The organism is Acetobacter sp., assembly GCF_022483985.1.
Classification (GTDB): domain Bacteria; phylum Pseudomonadota; class Alphaproteobacteria; order Acetobacterales; family Acetobacteraceae; genus Acetobacter.
Genome location: NZ_JAKVME010000001.1, coordinates 205789 through 228455, shown reverse-complemented (window position 1 = coordinate 228455; position 22667 = coordinate 205789). Strand labels below are relative to the sequence as shown.

17 protein-coding genes are annotated in these 22667 nt (G+C 54.1%); 10 read left to right on the top strand and 7 right to left on the bottom strand.

Annotation, left to right across the window (positions count from 1 at the left end):
- Window positions 1–18 precede the first annotated feature (18 nt).
- The gene (locus LKE90_RS01020; RefSeq protein WP_291492773.1) at window positions 19–1299 is read left to right on the top strand and encodes a sensor histidine kinase; all 1281 of its coding nucleotides are present in this window, start codon (window positions 19–21) and stop codon (window positions 1297–1299) included.
- Here LKE90_RS01020 and LKE90_RS01015 read toward each other — a convergent pair.
- The 4 genes from LKE90_RS01015 to LKE90_RS01000 all read right to left on the bottom strand — a co-directional run bounded on the left by LKE90_RS01015 (window position 1289) and on the right by LKE90_RS01000 (window position 6510).
- Entirely contained in the window at window positions 1289–3601 is a 2313-nt protein-coding gene (locus LKE90_RS01015; protein ID WP_291492730.1) for a TonB-dependent receptor, read from the bottom strand. The genes LKE90_RS01020 and LKE90_RS01015 overlap by 11 nt on opposite strands.
- A gap of 470 nt (window positions 3602–4071) precedes the next feature.
- Window positions 4072–5124, bottom strand: coding sequence for an NAD(P)-dependent alcohol dehydrogenase (locus tag LKE90_RS01010; RefSeq protein ID WP_291492728.1), 1053 nt, complete (start codon window positions 5122–5124; stop codon window positions 4072–4074).
- Window positions 5125–5140: 16 nt separating this feature from the next.
- Complete coding sequence (locus tag LKE90_RS01005) at window positions 5141–6148, bottom strand: aldo/keto reductase (protein WP_291492726.1); 1008 nt, start codon at window positions 6146–6148, stop codon at window positions 5141–5143.
- Between the two features lie 29 nt (window positions 6149–6177).
- Window positions 6178–6510, bottom strand: coding sequence for a carboxymuconolactone decarboxylase family protein (locus LKE90_RS01000; protein ID WP_291492724.1), 333 nt, complete (start codon window positions 6508–6510; stop codon window positions 6178–6180).
- 474 nt (window positions 6511–6984) lie between these two features.
- On the opposite strand from LKE90_RS01000, the gene LKE90_RS00995 reads away from it, so the two are divergent.
- Together LKE90_RS00995 and LKE90_RS00990 are read left to right on the top strand one after the other, a co-directional pair.
- Window positions 6985–7902, top strand: a complete 918-nt coding sequence (locus LKE90_RS00995; protein WP_291492722.1) for a LysR family transcriptional regulator — start codon at window positions 6985–6987, stop codon at window positions 7900–7902.
- Between the two features lie 366 nt (window positions 7903–8268).
- A complete protein-coding gene (locus LKE90_RS00990; RefSeq protein WP_291492720.1) occupies window positions 8269–9258 on the top strand; it encodes a LysR family transcriptional regulator in 990 nt (329 codons plus the stop codon).
- Window positions 9259–9494: 236 nt separating this feature from the next.
- On the opposite strand, the gene LKE90_RS00985 is transcribed toward LKE90_RS00990, so the two are convergent.
- Together LKE90_RS00985 and LKE90_RS00980 are read right to left on the bottom strand one after the other, a co-directional pair.
- Window positions 9495–9914, bottom strand: coding sequence for a Rid family hydrolase (locus LKE90_RS00985; protein WP_291492718.1), 420 nt, complete (start codon window positions 9912–9914; stop codon window positions 9495–9497).
- 85 nt (window positions 9915–9999) lie between these two features.
- Complete coding sequence (locus tag LKE90_RS00980; protein WP_291492715.1) at window positions 10000–12057, bottom strand: hydantoinase/oxoprolinase family protein; 2058 nt, start codon at window positions 12055–12057, stop codon at window positions 10000–10002.
- Between the two features lie 170 nt (window positions 12058–12227).
- Between LKE90_RS00980 and LKE90_RS00975 the strand changes: the two genes are divergently transcribed.
- Genes LKE90_RS00975 through LKE90_RS00945 form a run of 7 tightly spaced genes read left to right on the top strand, consistent with a single transcriptional unit; the run spans window position 12228 to window position 19615 of the window.
- Window positions 12228–13526, top strand: coding sequence for an NAD(P)/FAD-dependent oxidoreductase (locus LKE90_RS00975; protein WP_291492713.1), 1299 nt, complete (start codon window positions 12228–12230; stop codon window positions 13524–13526).
- Between the two features lie 42 nt (window positions 13527–13568).
- Window positions 13569–15122, top strand: coding sequence for a hydantoinase B/oxoprolinase family protein (locus LKE90_RS00970; protein WP_291492711.1), 1554 nt, complete (start codon window positions 13569–13571; stop codon window positions 15120–15122).
- Window positions 15123–15137: 15 nt separating this feature from the next.
- On the top strand, window positions 15138–15851 hold the full coding sequence (locus tag LKE90_RS00965; protein WP_291492709.1) for an SDR family NAD(P)-dependent oxidoreductase: 714 nt from the start codon (window positions 15138–15140) through the stop codon (window positions 15849–15851).
- Between the two features lie 25 nt (window positions 15852–15876).
- A complete protein-coding gene (locus LKE90_RS00960) occupies window positions 15877–16212 on the top strand; it encodes a (2Fe-2S)-binding protein (protein ID WP_291492707.1) in 336 nt (111 codons plus the stop codon).
- A complete protein-coding gene (locus tag LKE90_RS00955; RefSeq protein ID WP_291492705.1) occupies window positions 16205–17611 on the top strand; it encodes an FAD-dependent oxidoreductase in 1407 nt (468 codons plus the stop codon). Before LKE90_RS00960 ends, LKE90_RS00955 begins: the two co-directional genes overlap by 8 nt.
- Entirely contained in the window at window positions 17608–18768 is a 1161-nt protein-coding gene (locus LKE90_RS00950; protein ID WP_291492703.1) for an NAD(P)/FAD-dependent oxidoreductase, read from the top strand. The genes LKE90_RS00955 and LKE90_RS00950 overlap by 4 nt, the downstream gene beginning before the upstream one ends.
- A complete protein-coding gene (locus tag LKE90_RS00945; RefSeq protein ID WP_291492701.1) occupies window positions 18743–19615 on the top strand; it encodes a shikimate 5-dehydrogenase in 873 nt (290 codons plus the stop codon). Before LKE90_RS00950 ends, LKE90_RS00945 begins: the two co-directional genes overlap by 26 nt.
- A gap of 599 nt (window positions 19616–20214) precedes the next feature.
- On the opposite strand, the gene LKE90_RS00940 is transcribed toward LKE90_RS00945, so the two are convergent.
- Window positions 20215–22662, bottom strand: coding sequence for a TonB-dependent receptor (locus tag LKE90_RS00940; protein WP_291500994.1), 2448 nt, complete (start codon window positions 22660–22662; stop codon window positions 20215–20217).
- Window positions 22663–22667: the final 5 nt, after the last annotated feature.

The following is a 22667-nucleotide window of genomic DNA, read 5'->3' as shown; positions in this document are numbered from 1 at the left end:
ATCAGTGGTGTCAGCGTGATGGCCACCTCAGGCTATCATAGTCTGGCGCTTCTGGAGCGGCAGATGAAAAACGTGGTTGCCAATGAAAGCAATGAGGCGCTCATGGAAGCGCATAGTCATGACGTGCCGCATCTGCGACCCATCATGACCGAACTCGTTCAAAACGAACCGGGATTTTATTACCTTCTGGAGAATGCACGACAGGAAATCATTGTCGGCAACATGTTTCATCTCCAGCCTGTCGCGGGATGGCGCAGACTTCCCTGGACGCACCGTTCCGTTCCGCCTGACCACCGGCTTGTGATCGGATACGGCTCCATATTGCAGGATGGAGGATATTTGTTCGTCGGCATCGATGGAGAGCCTCTCCAGACTCTCCGCCATGACCTCTGGTTCATACTTAGCTGGAGTGTCGCAGGGTTTATTGTCATCGGGACCATCGGAGGCTTTATTCTCAGTCGTCTTGTCTTGGGCAGGATTGAAAACATCAGTCAGACTGCTCGCAATATCATGCGTGGAGACATATCCCAGCGGATTACACTTAACGCGACCAACGATGAATTCGACCATCTTGCTGTTAGTCTTAATGCCATGCTGGATCGGAATGAACACCTGATTGACAGTGTGCGGCAAGTGACTGACGATATTGCACACGACATGCGTCGTCCTCTCTCCCGTCTCGCTCAGCAACTCGACGAGATAGCGCGGGATGGGCTGACAGAGCCTCAGGTAAACGTTCTGAACCGCGCCAGAGGCAGTCTTGAAGAGGCTCTGGAAATTTTCTCATCTTTACTGAAACTTGCCCAGATAGAAGCAGACGAGGATATTCCGGATAGTCAGCTTCTCAATGTTGACGATCTTCTTGTATCGGTGGCCGAGCTGTATCAGCCAATTATTGAAAGCAAGAGACAGAAGCTGGAGCTGAACTGTCTTTGTCAGACTGCACGCCTGTCGGGCAACAAGGCTCTTCTGATGCAGGTGCTGGTCAATCTGCTTGAAAACGCGATCAATCACTGTCCGCCGGGCAGTCGGATTCTTCTTTCTTCATTCACAGAAGGTGAGACAATCACCATTACAGTCGCGGACAATGGTCCCGGCATTCCGTCTCATGAACGCGAACGTGTTTTTGAAAAAATGGTCCGACTGGACAACAGCCGTTCAGTTCCCGGTAGCGGCCTTGGCCTCAGCATGGTGCAGGCCATTGTCCGGCTTCACAAGGGGCAGATAAAGCTGCTGGACAATGACCCCGGTCTTCGATGTGAAATCCGTCTCCGGAAAGCACCAGTTGCTACATCTTGAAAGTCAGTTGGAAAGTGACAGCACGTCCCGCCGCAATACGGGAGTAGTTCGTATAGATACGGTCATAATAGCGTTTGTTCGTAAGGTTCTGCAAATTGGCCTGTAAATCCAGAGTGCGCGTTATCTGATAGTCGGCGACCATATCCAGTCGCACGTATTCAGGCACCCATACCGAGTTGCTCACGCTGGTATAGCGCTTGCTCATATAAGTGAGCCCGCCTCCCGCTTTGAATTGCGGCAGTATCTTATAGGTGCTCCAGACAGCCACCGAGTTTCCGGGCGTGTAAGGAAAGCGCTTTCCGACGTTGGCATGGGTTGGTCCGCCATCGAGAACCGTGCTGTCCAGATACGTCCAGCCGCCAAACACCTCCCAACGGGATGTGATATTGCCAGCCACATTGATTTCGGCGCCACGCACGCGCTGTGTGCCCGCATTGATCTGATTGCCAAAACCATCGGAAACCTGAGCATTGGTCATTTTTCCGTCGAACAGAGACCCGGTTATCGAAAAGCGGCCGTTGAACAATTCAGCCTTAGCGCCGACCTCGATGTTTTTACCGTTCTGCGGAGCCAGTTTGTTGTTCGCGGTGGACAGTGCTATCTGCCCGTCAGCTCCAGCATCCACACCAACAGGATTGGATGCCGTGGCATAGGAGAAATAGAGGCTGATCGGTTTGATAGGTTTGTAGACTGCTCCAGCCTGATAATTGATGAAACTCTGATTGTTGCTCAGACCCAGATTGCCCTGAACCGCGGATGTCATGAAGCGGTCGAACCTGACGCCTCCGTTAATCAGGAGATGATCATGCAGCATGCTCATCGTATCAAACGCGTAAGCCGATCCTGTTGTCACATTGGTATTGAGGGGCGCAATACCCGGCTCTCCGAGAGAATATGAACCGGTCCATGGGTTCGACGGACTCCAGCTTCCCAGACTGGCTGCACTGATGCAGTTGTAGGCTACCGAGCATGGTCCACCACTACGGATGTTGTTTCCGGCGGAATCCCTGACGTAATACTCGTTGCGGGTCAGACGTTCGCGTGAAACTTCAATACCGGTGTTGATGGAGTGATGAATCGGCCCGGTGTTGAAAGTGCCCGATACCATAGCCTGTTCCTGAAAATTATCCGTATGGAACTTTCCGGACTTGGCTTCGAGAAGAATGTTCTGATTGGCCGCAGAGGTACTCTGCCATTGGGGATTGGTGGCGATATAATCGAACTGGGTGCTGGTCCACTGAAGCGTATTGCGAAACACGAAGTCATGCCAGAGATCCCTTTCAAGGATGATCTGACCAAGATCCGTCGTGCTATGTTCGAAATCACGATCCTTCAGACCCAGCACCATGTGACGGGGAATTTTCAACGGTTCGTGGGTAGTTTTGCTGTAAGGCGCAGAGTAGTCGGGCATGTCGGAAGAGTAAAGATGATAATAGCCAAGTGTCAGACGGGTCGGAGTACCCAACCCGAAAGACACGGAAGGAGCAACGCCCCATTTATACCCTCCGATTGGCGCCCGACCGGCAGTATCGCCGTCCGCTCCCATTGCGTTCAGGCGTATGGCTGTCGATGACCCAAGCTGACGGTTGATGTCGATTGTGCCACGCTTATAAGCCGCAGTACCAAAACCAAGCTGGCCTGATGTTAGGTTGCCAAGCTGTGCTTTCTTGGTTGTGATGTTGATCTGTCCCCCAAGCCCTCCACGTCCGCCATAGACCGAACCCGGCCCTTTAAGAACTTCCATCTCCTCGACATCGAACACCTCGCGCTGGCTTACCCCGCTATCACGCAAGCCATCGATAAACATATTGCTATAAGAACCAAATCCTCGAATAACAGGATAGTTTCCGCCCGGAATCGCATAGGCGTCACCGCCACGGAAGCTCACTCCCGGAACGGTACGCATCGCCTCTTCGAAAGAGGTTGCGTTTACGAGTTTCATCTGTTCCTGAGTGACAACAGAGACGGAACGCGGCGTATCAAGCAGGGAAGCTGTATATTTCCGGTTTGGAGATCGTGCCGTCAGGAGAGGACGGCTCTTTCCCCAAACGGTCAGATGCTCCTGACCACCCGCCTCTGTGCTGCCAGCCGTATTGACCGGATGTGATTTTGACGTCGCGGTTTGTTTGGGATCAGTCGCAGTGACGCTTTTTGTCAGAAGTGCATTTTTATCGTTTTTTTGAACCTCTGAGGAGACACCAGCAGGAGCAGCATCCGCGCGGGAAGCAAGAACCGTGCCTGCCAGGCAACTCACTATAAATGAATACGAGTAAATGCGAGATATCACTGGACCGTCGAACATTTTTTGCGCCGAAGTTGAGAATGGTTTGCATTCTCTATGATCTTTTTTTCGTCGGAGCAATTGAACTCTTGCCACATTGGGAATTGTTAACAGTGGGCCTCATGCATGATCAAAGATGATCGGCGATGTGGTTTCAGCAGAACATCAAACACTCAAAAGAAGCTTTATGGTTTGGACAAACCATTCGAATTATATGAGTATTTTTGCCGTTACTCACGAATATGAGAACCGGCTTTATCTATATACCGAAATATATACTTAATGTCGAAAGATGCAGTGAAGTATGGAGAGAGATCTCAGGCGCCCTGAGGAACTCACAATACGATGCCAGCCTGCGAGTATAAGGCGCCTGATGCGACATAGCTGCCTGAAGACCAACACAGCCTGTTTTATCGCAAGTGCTCACGACCGGAAAACCATAAAAACAAGAGTGCAACAGGAAGGATGGGGTGGAGACCCCATCCAGCACCTCAGACCATTTCCGTAAACGACGCCATGTCGATAACAAAGCGATAATGGACATCACCCTTTTCAAGCCGAACAAAAGCGTCGTTGATCTCTTCCATTCGGATCATCTCGCAGTCCGCAAGAATGTTTTTCCGACCACAGAAATCGAGAAGCTCCTGAGTCTGTGCGATACCACCAATGATTGATCCGGCAAGCTGCCTGCGTCCGATCAGAAGCGGACTTGTGTTGAACGCTGGCGTCGCACCAAGTTGACCGACCATGACGATCGCCCCGTCAATATCGACCAGAGGAAAGAATTCGGAGACGTCATGCTGAACCGGAATGGTATCGATAATGAGGTCGAAGCTGCCCGCAGCCTCTTTCATGGCCTGACTGTCGGTCGAGACGAGGAACCCACCCGCTCCCAGAGCAAGCGCAGAACCTTCCTTCGACTTTGAACGGCTTATGACCGTGACATCCGCTCCCAGCCCCGTAGCCAGCTTGACCGCCATATGCCCCAGTCCCCCCAGACCGGCGACCCCAACCCGCGAACCGGGGCCTACATTCCGGAAACGGAGTGGCGAATAGGTTGTAATTCCCGCGCACAGAATGGGGGCAACCCTCGAAAGATCGAGGCTGTCAGGAACGGAGAGAACGAAATCGTCACGAACGACGATATGTCTGGCATAACCTCCGAACGTCACTTCCTTCGTGATCCGGTCGATCCCGTTATAGGTCCAGGTCGCACCTTCCCGGCAATATTGCTCGTCACCCTGACGGCACTGATCACAGTGGCTGCAACTGTCCACCATGCATCCGACAGCGACCCTGTCGCCGACCCTGAAGCGGGTCACGTCGCTGCCAACATCCGTGACGCGGCCAACGATCTCGTGTCCCGGCACGGACGGGTAGAGTGTGTTGCTCCAGTCATTGCGGGCCTGATGCAGATCACTATGGCAGACGCCACAATACAGGATTTCAATGGCAACATCGTTGCTGCGAACATCGCGGCGATCAAAGGAGAATGGCTTCAGCGGCGCTTCGGCACTCTCGGCAAAGAAACCATGTGTCTTCATTGTCTGTATCCTTCCTTCAGACAGTCTTGCGACCTTCGACCGGATAGCCGGGGTCCGTATAACCGGGGGTGGACGCATGACCGGGTCTGACCAGACCATCGATAAAAGTCTCATCTTCAGATGTCAGATCGACATCGAGCGCCGCGCAGTAACCTTCCCAGTGAGCTTCCGTGCGTGGACCCGCGATAAGGGCGCTGACCTGCCTGTTTTTCAGTATCCACGCGAGAGCGAAAGCGATGGGTGTCGTGCCGCGATCCCTCGCATAATCCGCGATCTTCCGTGCAATCTCCAGTGATTCCGGACGCCATTCCGTCTGCATGATCCGCATATCGCCCCGACCGGCCCGCGTATCCGCTGCCGGAGAGGAACCGGGAGCATATTTACCCGTCAGAACGCCACGTGCCAGCGGGCTGTAAGGAACAACTCCCAGCCCATAAGCCGCTGCCGCCGGAATCTGTTCAACTTCGCTGGTACGGTCGACAATGTTGTAGAGAGGCTGGCTCACAACAGGTCGCTCCATGCCGAGCGCGTCCGCAAGGCGAACGATCTCTGCGATGCGCCATCCTCTGAAATTGGACAGTCCATAATAGCGCACCTTCCCCTGACGGATGAGATCGCTTATGGCGCGGAGACCTTCTTCAAGGGGCGCATCGACCAGAGTACGGTGAAAATAGAGAATATCGACATAGTCGGTATTCAGACGCTTCAGGCTTGCTTCAACAGTTTGCATGATCCACTTGCGGGACTGCCCCTGCTGATTGGAGCCGGATTTTGGGCCGCCATAGCCGAATTTGGTGGCAATGACCCAGTCATCACGATGAGCGGCCACAGCCTTGCCAACAGCAATTTCCGATTTGCCGCTATGATAAACGTCAGCGGTGTCAAGGAAATTGACTCCCTGTTCAAAGGCCCGGTCGATGATCCGCTGCGCTGTCTGCTCGTCCGTCTCACCACCAAACATCATGGCGCCAAGGCAGAGCGGGGAAACCTTCAGGGCACTTCTGCCGAGATAACGATAGTCCATAGAAAATCTTTCTGTTTTTGACGATCGGATTATCGGGACGTGCCGACGTCATCGAATACTTTCCGGGCGATACCCAGCGCTGTCATTGCTGTCGGCCAACCGGAATAGAAGGCGAGCTGCGAGATCACCGCGATGATCTCGTCTTTCGTCAGTCCGTTTTCCAGCGCCTTTTTCATATGGAAAGGCAGTTCGTTTTCCCGATAGAGGGAAATCAGACTGGTGATCGTGACAAGGCTGCGATCACGGGGCGACAGACCCGCTCCGGCCCAGACCTGCCCAAACAGCACCCTGTCAGATATTTCAGCAAGCTCGGGAGCGATGTCCCCGAATGACTGGCGCGCGGCCGTAGGTTCGTCTGCCATCAATTGCTCTCTTTCGTCGTTTTGCAGGGCATGGCATCGCCTGCACGAGAGACGTTGTTGCAGCCTGCCAACCCACGCATTCAATGGTTTCGCAAACGCGGTGGGATACCCGTAATGCCGAAACAGCGACGGTGGGCAGCGGTCAGGTCAGCCTCTCTCCTGTCGGATCACCATGCGCTTCAGGTGCACAGGTCGCAACCGAAGGTGAAGGGTGGATCACATGAAGCAGACACCATCTCAAAGCCGGACTGACGCGAAAGAAACATGATAGTCATTTATTTTTTAAAGATAATTTCCATTTTCATTTTTGAAACCAGAGAGATTTGATGAATAACAATCAACGTGGCAATGAATTACTCGCATGATATAGAAGCGTGTGATGCTATGATAGCAGACATCGGTATGGGTCTCAGTTCATCAGTTTCTGATTAGGAGAGAGCAGTCTGAGCCGATTATGAAATACGAGGAACATTCATGCATATCATGCAGTTCGGCCGTTCAGACCTTGCCGATTTCACTTATTTCCTTGCCATTGCCCGGCATCGAAACTTCCGCAAAGCCGGACTGGAACTGGGAATCAGCGCTTCGGCCCTCAGTCACGCGCTGAAAGGACTTGAAACCCGGCTGGGTATCCGTCTTGTCCACCGAACCAACCGCAGCGTCACCCTGACGGCGGCAGGTGAGGAACTCTGCAATTCCATCACAGCGCCATTCGTTGCCATCGGGCAAGCTGTAGAAAACCTGAACCGATTTCGTGACAGCCCGACCGGACGCATTCGTCTCAATGTCGTCGCTGACGCCGCCCCCCTGCTGCTTGGCCCGGTCCTGCCCGTCTTCATGGACCGATACCCGGACGTGGACGTGGAAATCACGTCGAGCAACCGAATGGTTGACGTGATCAAGGATGGTTACGATGCAGGAATCCGATATGGCGGGACTGTCCCACAGGACATGATTGTCCAGCGTCTATCGGCGGATATCCGCTGGGTTGTCACGGGAGCCCCGGCCTATCTGGAGCGTTTCGGAACACCAGAAACACCGTATGACCTGAAGGACCATCGCTGCCTGCGCATCAGACTGGGCAATGAGAGCCTTTACCAGTGGGAATTTCAGCGCAATGGCAAGGAATTCGCGGTGCATGTTCCAGGAACAATCACGATTGATGAAAGTCAGACCGGCCTATCCCTGACACGCAATGGTGCCGGACTGTTTTTTGCCTCGGAACCGGTTCAGGCGCAGCTTGTCTCCGAAGGAGCCACCAGAGTCGTTCTGGAAGACTGGTCAACCACCGGGCCGGGATATCATATCTATTATTCCAGTCGTCAGCAGGTTCCATCAGGACTGAAACTTCTGATTGATCTCATTCGTGAGATGCGTCCGCTCGGTTTTTAAGTGAGGGTTCAGAAAGCTCTCTCAGACCGATGCGTCGATCGTGGATTGCTCTGTTCCTTTCCTCTGACGGCTATCTTCAGATTTATCCTGCGACAGTCACGCCAATCGAGCGTGCTTCAGGTGTCCACGTCTTTTTCGAACAGGCTCTTTTTTGAAACGCTCCGTTCTGCGGAAATCACAGACTCAATTTGTTCCGATAATTGAAACTAAATTATATAATGTTTTTAATAACGAAATTAACTTGACATAAATTGTCTCTTTTACCCTAATTTGTCATCGAAGTTGCCGTTAAGACAATTTCTTCTGTGTTTTCCACCATATTCGATCTGATGGCGTGTTGTTCATCATGCAAACGAGGCTGTTGCTATGAATGTGAGGGATCTGGAATATTTCATTGCGGTTGCGGAATGTGGTTCGTTTTCGAAAGCATCTGTGAGGCTTGGCCGCCCCCAACCGGCGTTGAGTCGCCACATCCGCGATCTGGAAACGGATTTACGTGTTCCTCTGCTGTACAGAAACGGAAGAGGTGTCGTCGTCACTCAGGCGGGAGAACTGTTGCAGCAGCTCGGCTGGGCGATCATCCGTCAAATACATGATGCACGCGAAAAAGTTCGTGACTTCTCATCGGATCAGCTAGGCTCCGCAGCCATCGGTATGCCGGCAAGCGTCAGCGCCATTCTGCTTGCGCCTCTGGCACGCTCCCTGCGCACAGCCCACGCTCAGGCTGAACTGCGTTTTCTTGACGGCTGCAACGGTGATCTTCTTCTCGCGCTCGGCGGCGGGTCGCTGGACATCGCTCTGATCTATGATGCACCGGGAACAACACACCAGAATCTTGAAGCCCTGTTCAGCCAGCCTCTCTATCTGATCGAGCGGCATTCCCCTGACAGTGAAATGCCAGAATTCGGCGACGATGTTGAAGCTGCTGAACTTGAAACCATCCAGCTCGTACTGCCTGGCCGTCGCCACGGGCTACGCCAGATCGTGGACGCATGGGCAAGTCGCAATGGTCTTGAACCGCATGTGCAGTTTGAATGCGATTCCTATTCCGCTATTCTGCAAGTCGTCGCATCCGGTCTTGCCGCAACGCTTCTCCCGGCCGCTTCACTGCAACGGGAGATATTGTCCGGACAGTTCAGGGCACGGCTGATCACAAAACCTGCTGTTTATCGCACGATTTCTCTGGCAACATCGCAGAGCAAGCCTGTGAATTCATCTCTCGTGGGGTTGATCAAGCAATCGGTCGCAAGCCTCAAGGACGAATTTCTCTGGCCACAAAATGCGATAGCTGACAATCCAGTATCCCGGAACGTATCTGTCCGGATGGCCCTTGATGAGATCAGACCAGTGACGTAGGTGCTTCAATCAGCACTTCCTCTGACAGGCAACCATTATTGGCATGTTGCGATCACATTCTCTGATCGCAATATGCCACAATATTTTGTTTTCAGTGTGTTTATGTGACCAGATAAACCCAAACGATCACATCATGCTCTGGCGCAAACAGAAAGCCTGTCGGTTTCCCCGAACCCGTCAGACTGAAAACAGGCCATCACAGAGTTCGGAGAAAATTTTAGTTCTGTCCGACAGGATTACAGTGAGACGCGGATATATTTTGCCTGACCGGATGCTCCGCGGATCGCTGTAACCTCAAATTCAACCTTCAGGTCATCCCGCGCCAGCGGTGTATTGGCGAAGGTGAGCGCAGGATCAATACCTTTGAACACTTCGCCAAGGACAGCAGAGACTGCGGGTGCGTTAGCCCGGTCCGGAACATGGGTGACAACCCGCACGATGTCGGCGAGAGAGGCCTCCACTGCTTTCAGAGCACCTTCAATGTTCTGCAGAGCCTTGCGGGCCTGCATTCCCGGATCGGCAGAAATTTCGCGCGTTTTGTAATCTATACCCGCTGTATTCGCTACGAATATCTGGTCACCAACCATTACAATTCTGGAGTAACTATCCTTTTCCTCATACATGCTGCCAGATTTAACCTTTATAATTTCAACCATGACTTCCTCCTTTTGTTTTATACGTCTGATATTTGCTCATATCGAAATATATGTCTCGATATAACAGCTATTCCTCACCGGCTTATCACCCGATTTCAACAATCAGATTGAGATGGGGTTCAACCACCGCCTTGGTTCCGGGAGGCAGCACCGTCGTTGCGTCCATCTGTTCGATGATGGCAGGACCGGCGATATGGTTGCCGCATTTGAGCAGTTTCCTGTCATAGAGAGGGCAGGATACAAAACCCTTCGTTTCCGGGAACCAGACATTGCGCTCCCCGATGATGGCGGCGGCCGCATCTGGCCCGGCATCCTCGAACGCAACGAACGAAGCCTTGTCGACTCTCCCGCTGGCCTCTATGCGGAACGTAACGAACTGCACAGGATCGGTCTCGGATGCGAAACCATATTGCATCTTGTGAGCCGTCACGAATCCCGAGACCATCACATCAACGGACTGCTCCGTAACAGTCGTAGCCGCATCCGGCACGTCAACCGACAACTCGTAATTTTGACCAACATAACGCATGTCTGCGCTCAGCTTGATGCGTCGGTCGGCATCGGGCACAGATTCCTGCGCGAACCACTCTTCCGCCTGCTCCATCAAGGTCGCGAAAATCCGCGACATGGCATGGTGTGAAGCGGAATTCGCGGTCATGATCTGGGTTGCAGAGAAATCTGCCCGCAGATCGGTCAGAAGAAGGCCAAGAGCGCACATGACACCGGGAGTCAGCGGCACGATCACGCGCTTCATGTCCAGTTCCTGCGCAAGGCGCACGGCATGAAGCGGGCCTGCGCCGCCGAGCGCCATCAACGCATAATCACGAGGATCATGTCCCTTCTGGACGCTGATCACCCGCACGGCGCGCGCCATGTTCGCAGTCACGACCGAGAGAATCCCCTGCGCCGTTTCCATGACGTCCATGCCAAGCTCGTCGGCCAGAATCTGGATGCGCTCCAGAGCGAGATCACGCCGGATCGCCATTCTTCCGCCCAGCAGAAACAGCGGATTGAGGGTCTGCAACACGACGTTGGCATCCGTGGTGGATGGCGTGAGGTTCCCCTGATCGTAGCAGACAGGCCCCGGGAACGCGCCGCAACTCTGGGGGCCAACCTTGAGAAGCCCGCCATTGTCCCGATAGGCAAGAGAGCCGCCACCTGCGCCGACCGTGTGAATGTCGAACATCGGCGCTTTGACGGGATAGCCGTGAACTTCCGCGTCGCCTGTGAGTCGGCAGACCCCATCCTTCAGAAGCGCTACATCGGTGCTGGTGCCCCCCATGTCGAAGGTAATGATGTTGGGAATACCGATTGCCTGACCGATCGCCTGCGCTGCGACGACCCCCGTTGACGGACCGGACAGCACCGTCCGCACCGGCAGTTCACGGGCGAGATCGAAACTGATCACGCCACCATTCGACTGGGTGATTCGTGGCGCCACAGCCAGACCGAGTTCCTTCAGACGGGCGCCAAGCCGTGCGATATAGAGTTCCATCACGGGGCCGAGATATGCGTTGACCACCGTTGTCGACAGACGTTCATATTCGCGAAATTCCGGCGCAACCTGATGACTGGCGCAGGAAAACGCTTCCGGAAACTCCTCCTGAACGATCTCAAGCGCACGTTTCTCATGGGCCGGGTTTACGAAAGCATAGAGAAAGCCGATCGCCACTGCCTTGACGCCTGCTTTTTTGAGGGCACGCGCAGCTTCTCTTACACTCTCTTCGTCGAGCACCGTCTCGATGGTGCCATCATGTCGAATCCGTTCCGGCACTTCAAAACGCAAGGCTCGCGCAACCAGTGTTTCGGGCTTGTCCGCCTGCGTGTCGTAGAGACTTGGTCTCTGCTGGCGACCGATTTCCAGAAGGTCTCGGAAACCATCCGTCGTAATAAGACCCGTCAGCGCGCCTTTGTGCTGGATGACGGCATTGGTGCCGACCGTGGTCCCGTGTCCGAGAAAACTCACATCGGGCGGTCCGGCTGAAACCGTACCCAGCCCTTCGGTTACACCGGCAAGAATGCCACGGGACGGATCGTCAGGAGTCGAAGACACCTTCCAGATCGAAAACTGTTTCGTATCTGCATTATAAAGGCAGACATCACAAAAGGTGCCTCCGGAATCAACCCCAAGCCTCCAGGCCATAGTCTGCTCTCCAACTCGTATTCATTAACACCAGATCTAGGCTACAACTGTGAAAGCGTGAGTAATAAGACGGGTTTTGAAATATCAGCTATGTAGAGACAACTGCCGGAGAGCGTGTCACGAATTTCGATGTGGCACGGTGGCGTGCTGAATTTCAGGGACCGGTAATCATGGCGCCTAAGGTTGATCCCATTCAGTCAGACGATCAGATGCCCCGTTCTACACAGGTTGTTGTGATCGGTGGCGGTGTGATTGGAGTAACCACGGCATTCTTTCTGGCGCGCGCCGGTGTGCCGGTTGTGCTCTGCGAAAAAGGACATATTGCAGGCGAACAGTCGAGCCGGAACTGGGGATGGACCCGCGTCATGGGACGTGACGAAAGGGAACTCCCCCTTGGCCTGCTCAGTCTGGATCTCTGGCGGCAGATGAATGAACTCACCGGACGTGAAACAGGTTTTCGGCAGTGCGGAATTCTCTATGCCTGCGACGATCAGAAGCAGCTCGATGAATTTCTGACATGGAAAGATATCGCCGACACCTATCAGGTCCGCACGGTTGTCACCGACGGCGCGAAGACCGCGGAAATGGCAGGCGGCTCCCAGCGTCTCTTCAAGGGAGGCCTGTTCTGTCCGACGGACGGACGCGCGGAACCCACGAAAGCGGTGCCCGCCATCGCGCAGGCAGCCCGTGAACATGGTGCTGTCATTCTGGAACATTGCGCAGTGCGCATGCTGGACAGAAAAGGCGGCAAAGTCTGCGGCGTGATCACTGAACGAGGGTCCATCGCCTGCGACACTGTCGTCTTGGCCGGTGGCGCATGGTCGCGCCTGTTCGCCGGTAATGAGGGACTGGACCTCCCTGCCCTCAACGTGCTCGGCAGCGTTATGCGAGTGGATAATGTCGAAGGCGCTCCGGAGGAGAGCGTCGGCGGAAGCGACTTCGCATTCCGCAAGAATATACAGGGAGGTTATAATATAAGCAGGCGCAACGTGAGTGTATCCGACATCACGCCTGACACATTGCGCCAGTTCACGAAATTCATCGGTTCCTATCTACAGACGCGAAAGGAACTACGACTACGGATCGGACGACGTTTTCTTGATGAATGGCGTATGGCCAGAAACTGGACGGCAGACAACGTGACGCCGTTCGAACAGATTCGCACTCTTGATCCGGAACCATCGCACAAATATCTCAATGAGGCAGTTCGGATCATCAAGCGTGATTTCCCGGCATTCCGGACAATGCGCGAAGTGGAACGCTGGGGAGGTCTGATCGATGTGACGCCGGACGCCGTTCCCATCATTGGACATTCGAAGACAGTTCCCGGACTGGTGCTGGGCGTCGGCTTTTCCGGACATGGCTTTGGCATCGGACCGGGCGCCGGAAAGCTGCTTTCCGAAATTGTCATGAACACGCGTACCTCCGTCGATCCGACCCCCTTCGCATTCGAACGTTTCGGTCGATAGCGCATTTCACCCCATGAACAACGAAACAGGAAAATACCAGTGATGACAGGTTTTGATCGCAAGTCGCTTGATCCCGTTACCGTGGAGATCATCGGAAGCGCCCTCTCCTCCGTCGTTGACGAAATGGGAGAAGCGCTGGTTCGGACAAGCTATTCCACGAACATCAAGGAACGACGGGACTGTTCGACAGCGCTTTTTGACCAGTTCGGTCATACGCTGTGTCAGGCAGAACATATCCCCATGCATCTCGGCTCGTTCATCGAGTTCATTCCCCTTGTCATGGCGCGTTATCCATTGGAGGACATTGCTCCCGGCGACGTGTTTATCGGCAACGACGCCTATCTCGGCGGGGGAACGCATCTGCCGGACATCGTTCTCGCGGAGCCCATCTTCGTTGGAGAGAAGCTTGTCGCTTGGGCGATCAACACGGCGCATCATTCGGACTTCGCCGATCGCGGCAATGCTCATATCTTTCAGGAAGGAATCCGTATTCCACCTGTGCGCCTTTATTGTCGCGGCGCGTTGCAGCAGGACATTCAGGACCTCATTCTGCTGAACTGTCAGGTTCCGGACGAGCGCGTTTCCGATCTGCGCGCCCAGATGGCGGCAAACCGGCTCGGTGTGAGCCGGTTTGGTATCCTGTGCGAAAAATACGGAGCGGATGTCGTCGTCAGCGCCGGACTCGAATTGCAGGACTATGCCGAACGCAAGATGCGTGCGGGGATCGCCACGATTCCGGATGGAACCTATACAGCGGAAGATCTTTTCGAAACCATTGATCACCCGGAACCGATCAAGATCTCCTGCGTCATCACCATCACCGGCGACGAAATGACGCTTTCATTTGAAAGTCCGAAGCAGGTGCGAGCGAATTTCAACATGACACGCTCAGCGCTTCTTGCAACCGTCTATTATGCGATCAAAGCCATCGTCGATCCCACAATCCCGCCCAATTCAGGTCTCGCACGACCTCTTCATGTCGAGGCGGAACCAGGTACGATCCTGTGCTGCGCCCTGCCTGCGGCCGTGATGGGGCGCATTTCCACCTGTCAGCGTGTTGTGGACGTGATTACTGCGGCTCTGGCTCCGGTCTGCCCCAAGACGATCACCGCAGCGTCCAATGGCTCGGTCGTGTCCGCGACATTCAGTGGTAGCCGACGCAGCAGCAACAAGTTCTGGATTTATCTGGAAACAATCGGAGGCGGAAACGGCGCACGCTACAACAAGGACGGTCTGGACGGCGTGCAGGTTCACCTCACAAATACATCCAACCTGCCGATCGAAGCGCTGGAGACGGAATACCCGCTGTCAGTACTGCGCTACGAACTGGTTGATGGTTCGGGAGGCACCGGTAAATTCCGGGGCGGCATGGGACTTCGCCGGGTCTACCGGGCCGAAGAGGAATGTCAGGTCGCAATCAGCATGTCCCGGCTCACAACAGCGCCGTGGGGTCTGCACGGTGGCGGCTCGGGCGGAAACGCACAGATTCGCTGCACGGCGCCAATAACGGCCGGAAATGCCATGCTGGCTCCGTCTGATATCGTCGAGATCGTGACTCCCGGCGGCGGCGGTTATGGTGAGCCGGAAGCAGCCTGAGGGAGACGTTCTATCATGTCGCAAGCCAAACGCTCCCCGTCCGCAGGCCGTGTTGTCATGATCTCCGGGGCGTCCCGGGGTATCGGGGCGGCGATCGCGTCCCGGCTTGCGACTGATGGCTGGCTGATCAGCGCAGGACTACGAAATACAGCGATGGCGTCACTGGGATCGCCTCATATCACGTGTTTTCACGATGCGACCGATCCCACTACGGAAGCAGCATGGGTCGGGGAAACGCTCGCCCATTTCGGCCGTATCGACGCTGTGATCGCCTCAGCAGGAATCTCGATCCCGGGGTCGATACTGGAGACCGACGATCAGGATCTTGAGCAGATGCTCCAAATCAACGTCCGGTCACCGACACGACTGGTGAAAGCCGCCTGGCCCGCCCTCGTGGCAGGCGGTCAGGGGCGCGTGGTTCTTCTGTCGTCCATGTCCGGAAAGCGTGTGAAATCACCACGATCTTCTACCTACGCCATCTCCAAGTTCGCCGTTACGGGTCTTGCCGCAGCAGTGCGACGCACGGGATGGGCGGATGGCATTCGTTCAATCGTGGTCTGTCCCGGCTACGTTGCGACCGACATGACCAGCAAGGTGGCAGGATGGCGTCCTGAAGACATGACGCAACCCGAAGATATCGCCGCCATGGTGTCGGCCACGCTCAATCTGCCCAACAACGCCAGCGTTTCTGAACTCTGCTTTACCTGCCAGGACGAAGATATGGCATGATCAGGATGGATGTGGCGGTTTTTCAATGACCGTGAATTTTTTCCGGAGCCCATTTGCGCCGCCGACCAATATCCGGGTGATGGTCGATGGGCAGACCGTGCTGGCGCTGGCAGGCGAAAGTGTCGCCGCCATCCTTCTACGAACGTGTGATGGACCCACAGGACACGACCATGCCGGGCGGCCACGCGCGCCCTACTGCATGATGGGCATCTGCTTTGAATGCGTGGCGATCGTTGATGGTGCGGCCTCAGTTCGGACGTGCCTGATCCCCGCACGTGACGGGATGAATATCCAGCGCCAGAACGGTCCCTATCCGCTACCGGATATCTCCTGTCAGGGACAGGCGAAAAGAAATGGCTGAGTTTTTTGATCTTGTCGTGATTGGTGCTGGTCCGGCCGGAATCAGTGCAGCTCTTACGGCTTCGGATGCGGGATTGCACGTCGCGGTTGTCGAAGAGCATTTTTCTCCCGGCGGGCAGGTTTGGCGCGGCGCCGACGGGCCGGCCGCAAGGATGTGGCGGCGGCTTCCCGGCGTCACGGCGCGCGAGGCCTCACGCTTTCTCACCCGTTTCCGACACTCTGACATCCGTTTTTTCTCTCAAGCACGAGCGTGGGAGATCACGTCTTCCGGGCAGGTTCTGGTCACAGACGTCAATGGAAACTCTTTCACACTGACATCGCGCAAAATCGTACTCGCCACGGGAGCGCAGGAACGGACCGTGCCTTTCAGAGGCTGGACACTTCCCGGCGTAATGACGGTCGGAGCAGGACAGATTCTGCTCAAAAGCTCTGGCGTCGTACCTCGTGAACCGATCTGGCTCGCGGGACAGGGACCGCTGATCGCGTTGTATGCGGTACAGCTTCTTGCTGCCGGTGGCAGTATAGCGGGAATTCTGCAAACCGGCGCACCAGTATCCTGGGTTAGAGTGTTGCAGACCCTCCCTGAAGCCATATGGCAGTGTCCCGGGCAGATCGGAAAAGGTCTGGTGCGACTGGCGAAGATTCGTCTCCGTCGGGTCAGGATCTTCCGTGATGTGGAAAAGATCGAGGCGCTTGGCTCCGGGAAACTCGAAGCAGTTTCCTTTACGGATCGCAAAGGCATCACGCATCATGTCGATGCCGCGGTTCTGATGGTTCACGAGGGACTGATCCCCGGAGTGCATCCTGTTCTGGCCGCCGGTGGGCGTCTGGAATGGGACGAAACGGAACTGTGTTTCCGGCCCATCCTTGATGAGTGGGGTGAGTCCACTGTACCGGGCCTGTTTGTTGCCGGGGACGCTGCGCGGATCGGCGGAGCGGATGCCGCACTGTACAGCGGAGCCCTTGCCGCCCTGCGTGTTGCGATGCAGACCGGACATGCTGAAGAGAAAGCTCTGGCTAGGAAAATTCGTTTTCATCGGAAGAGGTTTCGTCAGGCAATGGCCTTGCGACCACTTGTCACCACGCTCTCACGTTTGCGGCTGGAACAGCTTTCCCCAGCTGATGACGTCATGATCTGTCGTTGCGAGTCCGTCAATGCCGGGACAATCTGCCGCGCCTCCCTTACCGGCTCAGGCATGCCGGATCAGGTAAAGGCGTTCACACGCACGGGAATGGGCGCCTGTCAGGGACGACAATGCGCCTTACCGCTTTCAGTGCTGCTTGCTTCGACTCACAACAAAAGCATTGCAGAACTGGGATTGTTTCGTGTACGCGCACCTTTCAAACCTCTAAAACTTGGTGAACTGGCCTCCCTTTCGCATGAAAGCGATATCCAGTGATCCGCACAATTGATGCCGTGGTTATCGGTGGCGGCCTGCACGGACTGTCCTGCGCCCTGCAACTGGCACGACGCGGTGTTTCGGTCGCCGTACTGGAACGTCGCTGGATCGGACGTCATGCCTCCACTGCCAATGCCGGTGGTATCCGGACCCTGAACCGCGACCGGCGGGAACTCGACCTGGCACTCCACTCTCTGGAACTGTGGCGTGGCCTAGCTGACTCCCTTGGTGAAGACTGTGGTTTTCAACAGGTTGGACAGCTGCGTATCGCTCAAAATCCAACTGAACTTGCCCATGAAGCCCAGCGTGTAAACAGTCTGCAACAGGCAGGATACACACACGAAGAGATGCTTGACAAAGCATCTCTCTATACGCTGCTGCCATCTCTGGCCCCTCACTGTGCTGGTGCCTCCTATGCGCAGGGTGACGGGTCAGCCGACCCGCATCTGACCGTCAACGCATATCGACGCGCCGCTGAGAGCGCTGGAGTATTGCTGCTCGAAGGACATGGGGTGAATGCACTTGCTTCAGAAGGCCTGGAATGGCGTGTCGATACTGATCACGAGACTTTTCTCGCCGCATCAGTCGTCATCGCAGCGGGAGCCTGGAGCGCCACATTAGCGGGATGGGCCGGGGAGAAAGTTCCTGCGTGCGTAAAGGCGTCAATGATGACCGTTACAGAACGAGTCAGTGAGTTTTCTGGACCGGTCATTGGTTGTGTCGGAGCGGCGCTCTCTCTGAAACAGACGCGGACTGGAAGCCTTCTTATTGGCGGAGGCCTGCAGGGGCAGGCGGATGTGAAAAAAGAGCGTACATGTGTGGATTTTCACGCACTGGCGACTGGCATGAACACGCCTCTCCGTTTGTTTCCGCAACTCGCCGGAGTACGGATTGCCCGATGCTGGACGGGGATCGAGGCACGAACCCCCGACGATCTACCGATTATAAGCCCCTCCTCACAATTGCCCGGAATATTCTATTGCTACGGTTTCTCAGGACACGGCTTCGCTCTTGTTCCAGTTGTCGGCGCCGTTATCGCCGACATGATCGTTAGCGAAACATCTGCTCATGAAAAATGGCCTGTGAACGCACTCAGCATCGGGCGCTTTGAACATCGGAAGGAAGACACGAATGAAAGACGCGGACAGCATGGCTAAGACAGCTCATCCTTATAGAGGCGGAATCAATCGTGAAACGCGTTTGTGCATTTCTCTTGCTGGCCGACCGGGTAATTTCGGCACACGATTTCACAACTATCTCTATGATCGTCTAGGTCTGAACTATCTCTACAAAGCGTGCACCACAGATAATATTGGCGCCGCCGTACAAGGCATTCGTGCACTTGGGATACGTGGCGCGGGAATTTCCATGCCATTCAAGGAAAGCTGCATCCCTTTCCTTGACAATCTGAGGGAGTCTGCATCTGGTATTCGATCGGTCAATACAATCGTCAACAATGACGGACATCTCAGCGGATATAATACTGATTATATCGCGGTTCGTCATCTTCTTGAAGCACGCTTGCTGAATCCGCACTCTCCCGTCGTGCTTCGAGGTTCGGGCGGAATGGGCAAGACTGTGGCCGCAGCCTTTCGCGACATGGGTTTTACGAACGGTGTAATTGCAGCCCGCAATCCTGTCGAAGGAAAAACTGTGGCTGACCGTCATGGCTGGCAATGGGTTGAAAAACCGGAACCTCTTGCATCGTCATGTTACAATGGGAGCATACTGGTGAACGTCACCCCGCTGGGCATGGCTGGCGCTCTGGAGGCAACATATTTGTCTTTCCCCGAATCCATGGTGGCGCGCGCGTCGCTTGTGGTTGAGATTGTCGCAATGCCTGTTGAAACGCCATTGGTTCTGGCTGCACGGCATTTTGGAAAACCTGTGATAACGGGCAATGAAGTCTCCGCTCTTCAGGCTCTGGAACAATTTGTACTCTATACCGGAGTGAGACCGGAAAATGATCTGGTCGCAGATGCAGCGAGATTTGCGAATTCCTGATCAACAGAATTGTGCAGAGTGATGATCCAGACAAGGATAAACATCTGCCGTTTGGTGTGATACTGAAAGCAGTTCGATGTCGGAGGGCTTTCTGATGAAGGATCGTCCGCCCACTGCCGCTTTCTCAGTCTGAGACTATCCGGTGGCGTGTCTGACATCAGAGCAGTCTGGCTGTTTCGCAAGCATCTGACGTGAGCCGATAAAACTGAACATCCTTAATAATGATTTTCGTAAAACATTTCTAAAAATATTTATACAATTATGGTATAATAGATGATTTCAAAAACAGAATAGAGAAATACCAATTGAAAAAATCTATAGTTTATTTCTTCACTCGCATGGTTATCCCGATCAAACATCACAGATGGAACTCATCCTCGGCACCATGGTGATCGAACGGGCTATAGCTGGTTATAACCATCAATCGTTGTCTGCCAAAGCTGAAAGCAAATTGCCAGCATACCGATCGATGGTTCTTCATTCCACCTCTCTGTCAGGTTACAAACGCCACATCAATGTATGAACAGGCGAAAAATTTTCGTTTCATGGGGGCATTCTCATAATAATGAAACATATCGCCCATGTTCTCCAAACCCTCCTCAGAAAGATGATGAGACGCTCATCACAACTGTCAGAGGAGCAGCAAGGAAATACGCAGGTGTAGAGGCGGCTACGGTATTGCCATTTGTGGCATGGGTAGCTTTGGCATTGGGTGTTATAGTGCTGACACCTCCCAGATAAGCTCCATTGGTAAGATTCATAAAATTGAGACGAAGGATGGGCTCCTGCAAAACCAGCCACTTTGGAAAACGGTAGCCAAATCCAAGGTCAACAGTTTTGAACGCTGGCATCGACTGATCGTTCATGAAAGTCGAGTATTGGGAGTCGACCCATTTGAACGAGAGATTGGCGAAAAATGGCCCGTGATTATAGTTCATCCCTATAGTTGCCATGAATTTTGGACTCATGACAGCTATCTTGCCGGCTGTTGGCAGATATCCGTTGGCAGTTTTGAAATCATTATCCATCGTTGCATGGAGATACTGCCCATTGATGTAAGGTGTCAGACCATATATAGGTCGCAGGGCGACTTCTGCGGTCACACCACGAATGGTCTCCCCCCCGGCGGAAATAGACGTATTCGTTGAAGCACCATTGATGAAGGCCTGTGTGGTGACCTGATGGTTGGTCAGGTTGGCATTGAACAGTGCGACATCCAGATTGAAAAGACCATAGTAACGAAAACCTATTTCCTCACTGATTGTATATTCCATCGGGTTCGAGTTTCTGCCCTGCTGGCTGACTGCCCCGGTCGACGTGCTATAGATGTTCGGATAGGTCGAAAGCGGAACAGGCGGACGCGCATTCGTCATGCCGTTGATATAGATCTGCATTTCTTTGTTGATTTGATAGGATATTGCAACACGCGGCATCGGCTGCGTGATTGCCTGTGAAAAATGGGTTTGCGGACCGGACAGTCCATTAGTTCCCGATATATAGAACATCATTTCCCTGACCCCAGCCGTTACTTTCAGGCGGTCATTCAGGAATGTCTGAGTATCAGAAATATAAAATTCGTTTACATCCGTTGATACTTTGTATTTTGTCCCGCCAATGAAACTGCCATCAGTAGCCCTCAGAAGACCGCCACCCACATAGCTTGATGCATTACCGTTAATATCCAGAGGCGTCACACCGGAAATAGCGTCCATGTTCCAGTGATCGAACCAGTAACCAAAGGTCAAATGATTGGTTCGAATCGGATCGTATTGGAGGTAGGCATTTATGCCTTCCGCATATTCTTTCTGTACAGTGTTGGCCAGCGCATCAAACTTTCCATTGACCAGTGTTACATCATTTGTGTCGATCGTGACCTTCCGATCACCGGCATAAAGCGAGGATGGAGAGAGCGAGGTCTGTCCGGGGCTATTCGAGAAATTCCAGTGAAAATAAGGAGTGACATGCAATTTCAGATTTTTTGCGAGGGAAAACTCGTTCTGGAACGAAATAAGCACACTGCTCCGATGATAGATGTAATTTTTCCAGTAATTCGTCGTCTTTCCGGCAGTGTAGGTCGAGGCATAATTACCAGCAGAGTAGTTATTATCAACGGCAGCCGCAGCCTCATAGGCGGCGAGGGTATACGGGTTACTGCGCGCGTTTTTCCAGTCATTATAGGACACGAAGAGGCTGCTTTTTCCCCAGTCATCCCATTCCTTGAGCAGTTTGAAGTCAACATGCGTTCTGTTGCTGCGCCCTGAACCCGCGAACAGATCGGCGGCTGTATAGGACGCGGAAGCGAAAGCACGGACGCCCGACTGACCGAGATAGCCACTCTCCAAACGTCCAAACACACGCTGCGAACGGTAGGACCCGGCGGCATAGGACAGCATGCCGCCAGCTTTCTTGGATGGATCTCGCACGGTCTCGATCATCTCCCCGCCAGACGCGGTCTGAACGGGATCATTGATACGCGAGGTGCTGGCAATCAGTGTGATCTCAGAAAGATTCTCGTTATCAGCATACGTTTCCGAATAAGGAAGATAATAGGCCTGATCGACGCCAGGCGCGCCCTCAATCGTCCAGCCCAACTGATTCTGCTGAAATCCGCGAAGACTGATCGTGTTGCGGATGCTCAACCCGAAAGCATCCTGCGTACCATAATTGACGCCGGGCATTGCGGAGATGAGTTGCAGAGGAGATGCAATCGAAGATTTCCGGGCAATCGCCTCTGCCGTGATGGAACTGGTGGCTTCCGGCGCCGTCTGTCGCTTCATGAGACCGCCAGCCATCCGATGCATGCCAGTGACGTGAACCTGTTCAGGATTCGACTGCATGACCGCCCTCGTTGATCTGGGCGTTCGTGCTCTGGAAGGCTGGGGAGGTGTAACAACTGATGTTTTGGCACCCAAAGGAGCGTGTGTCGCAACGCTTCGCGTGCTCTTCGATTTCATGGACGCGGCCAAGGCGACCATTGGTGTGAGCGTACAGGATGCCAGCAGAAGAAAGATAGTCGGAAAACCGCTTGAGTTTCGGAATACTCTCATTGAAA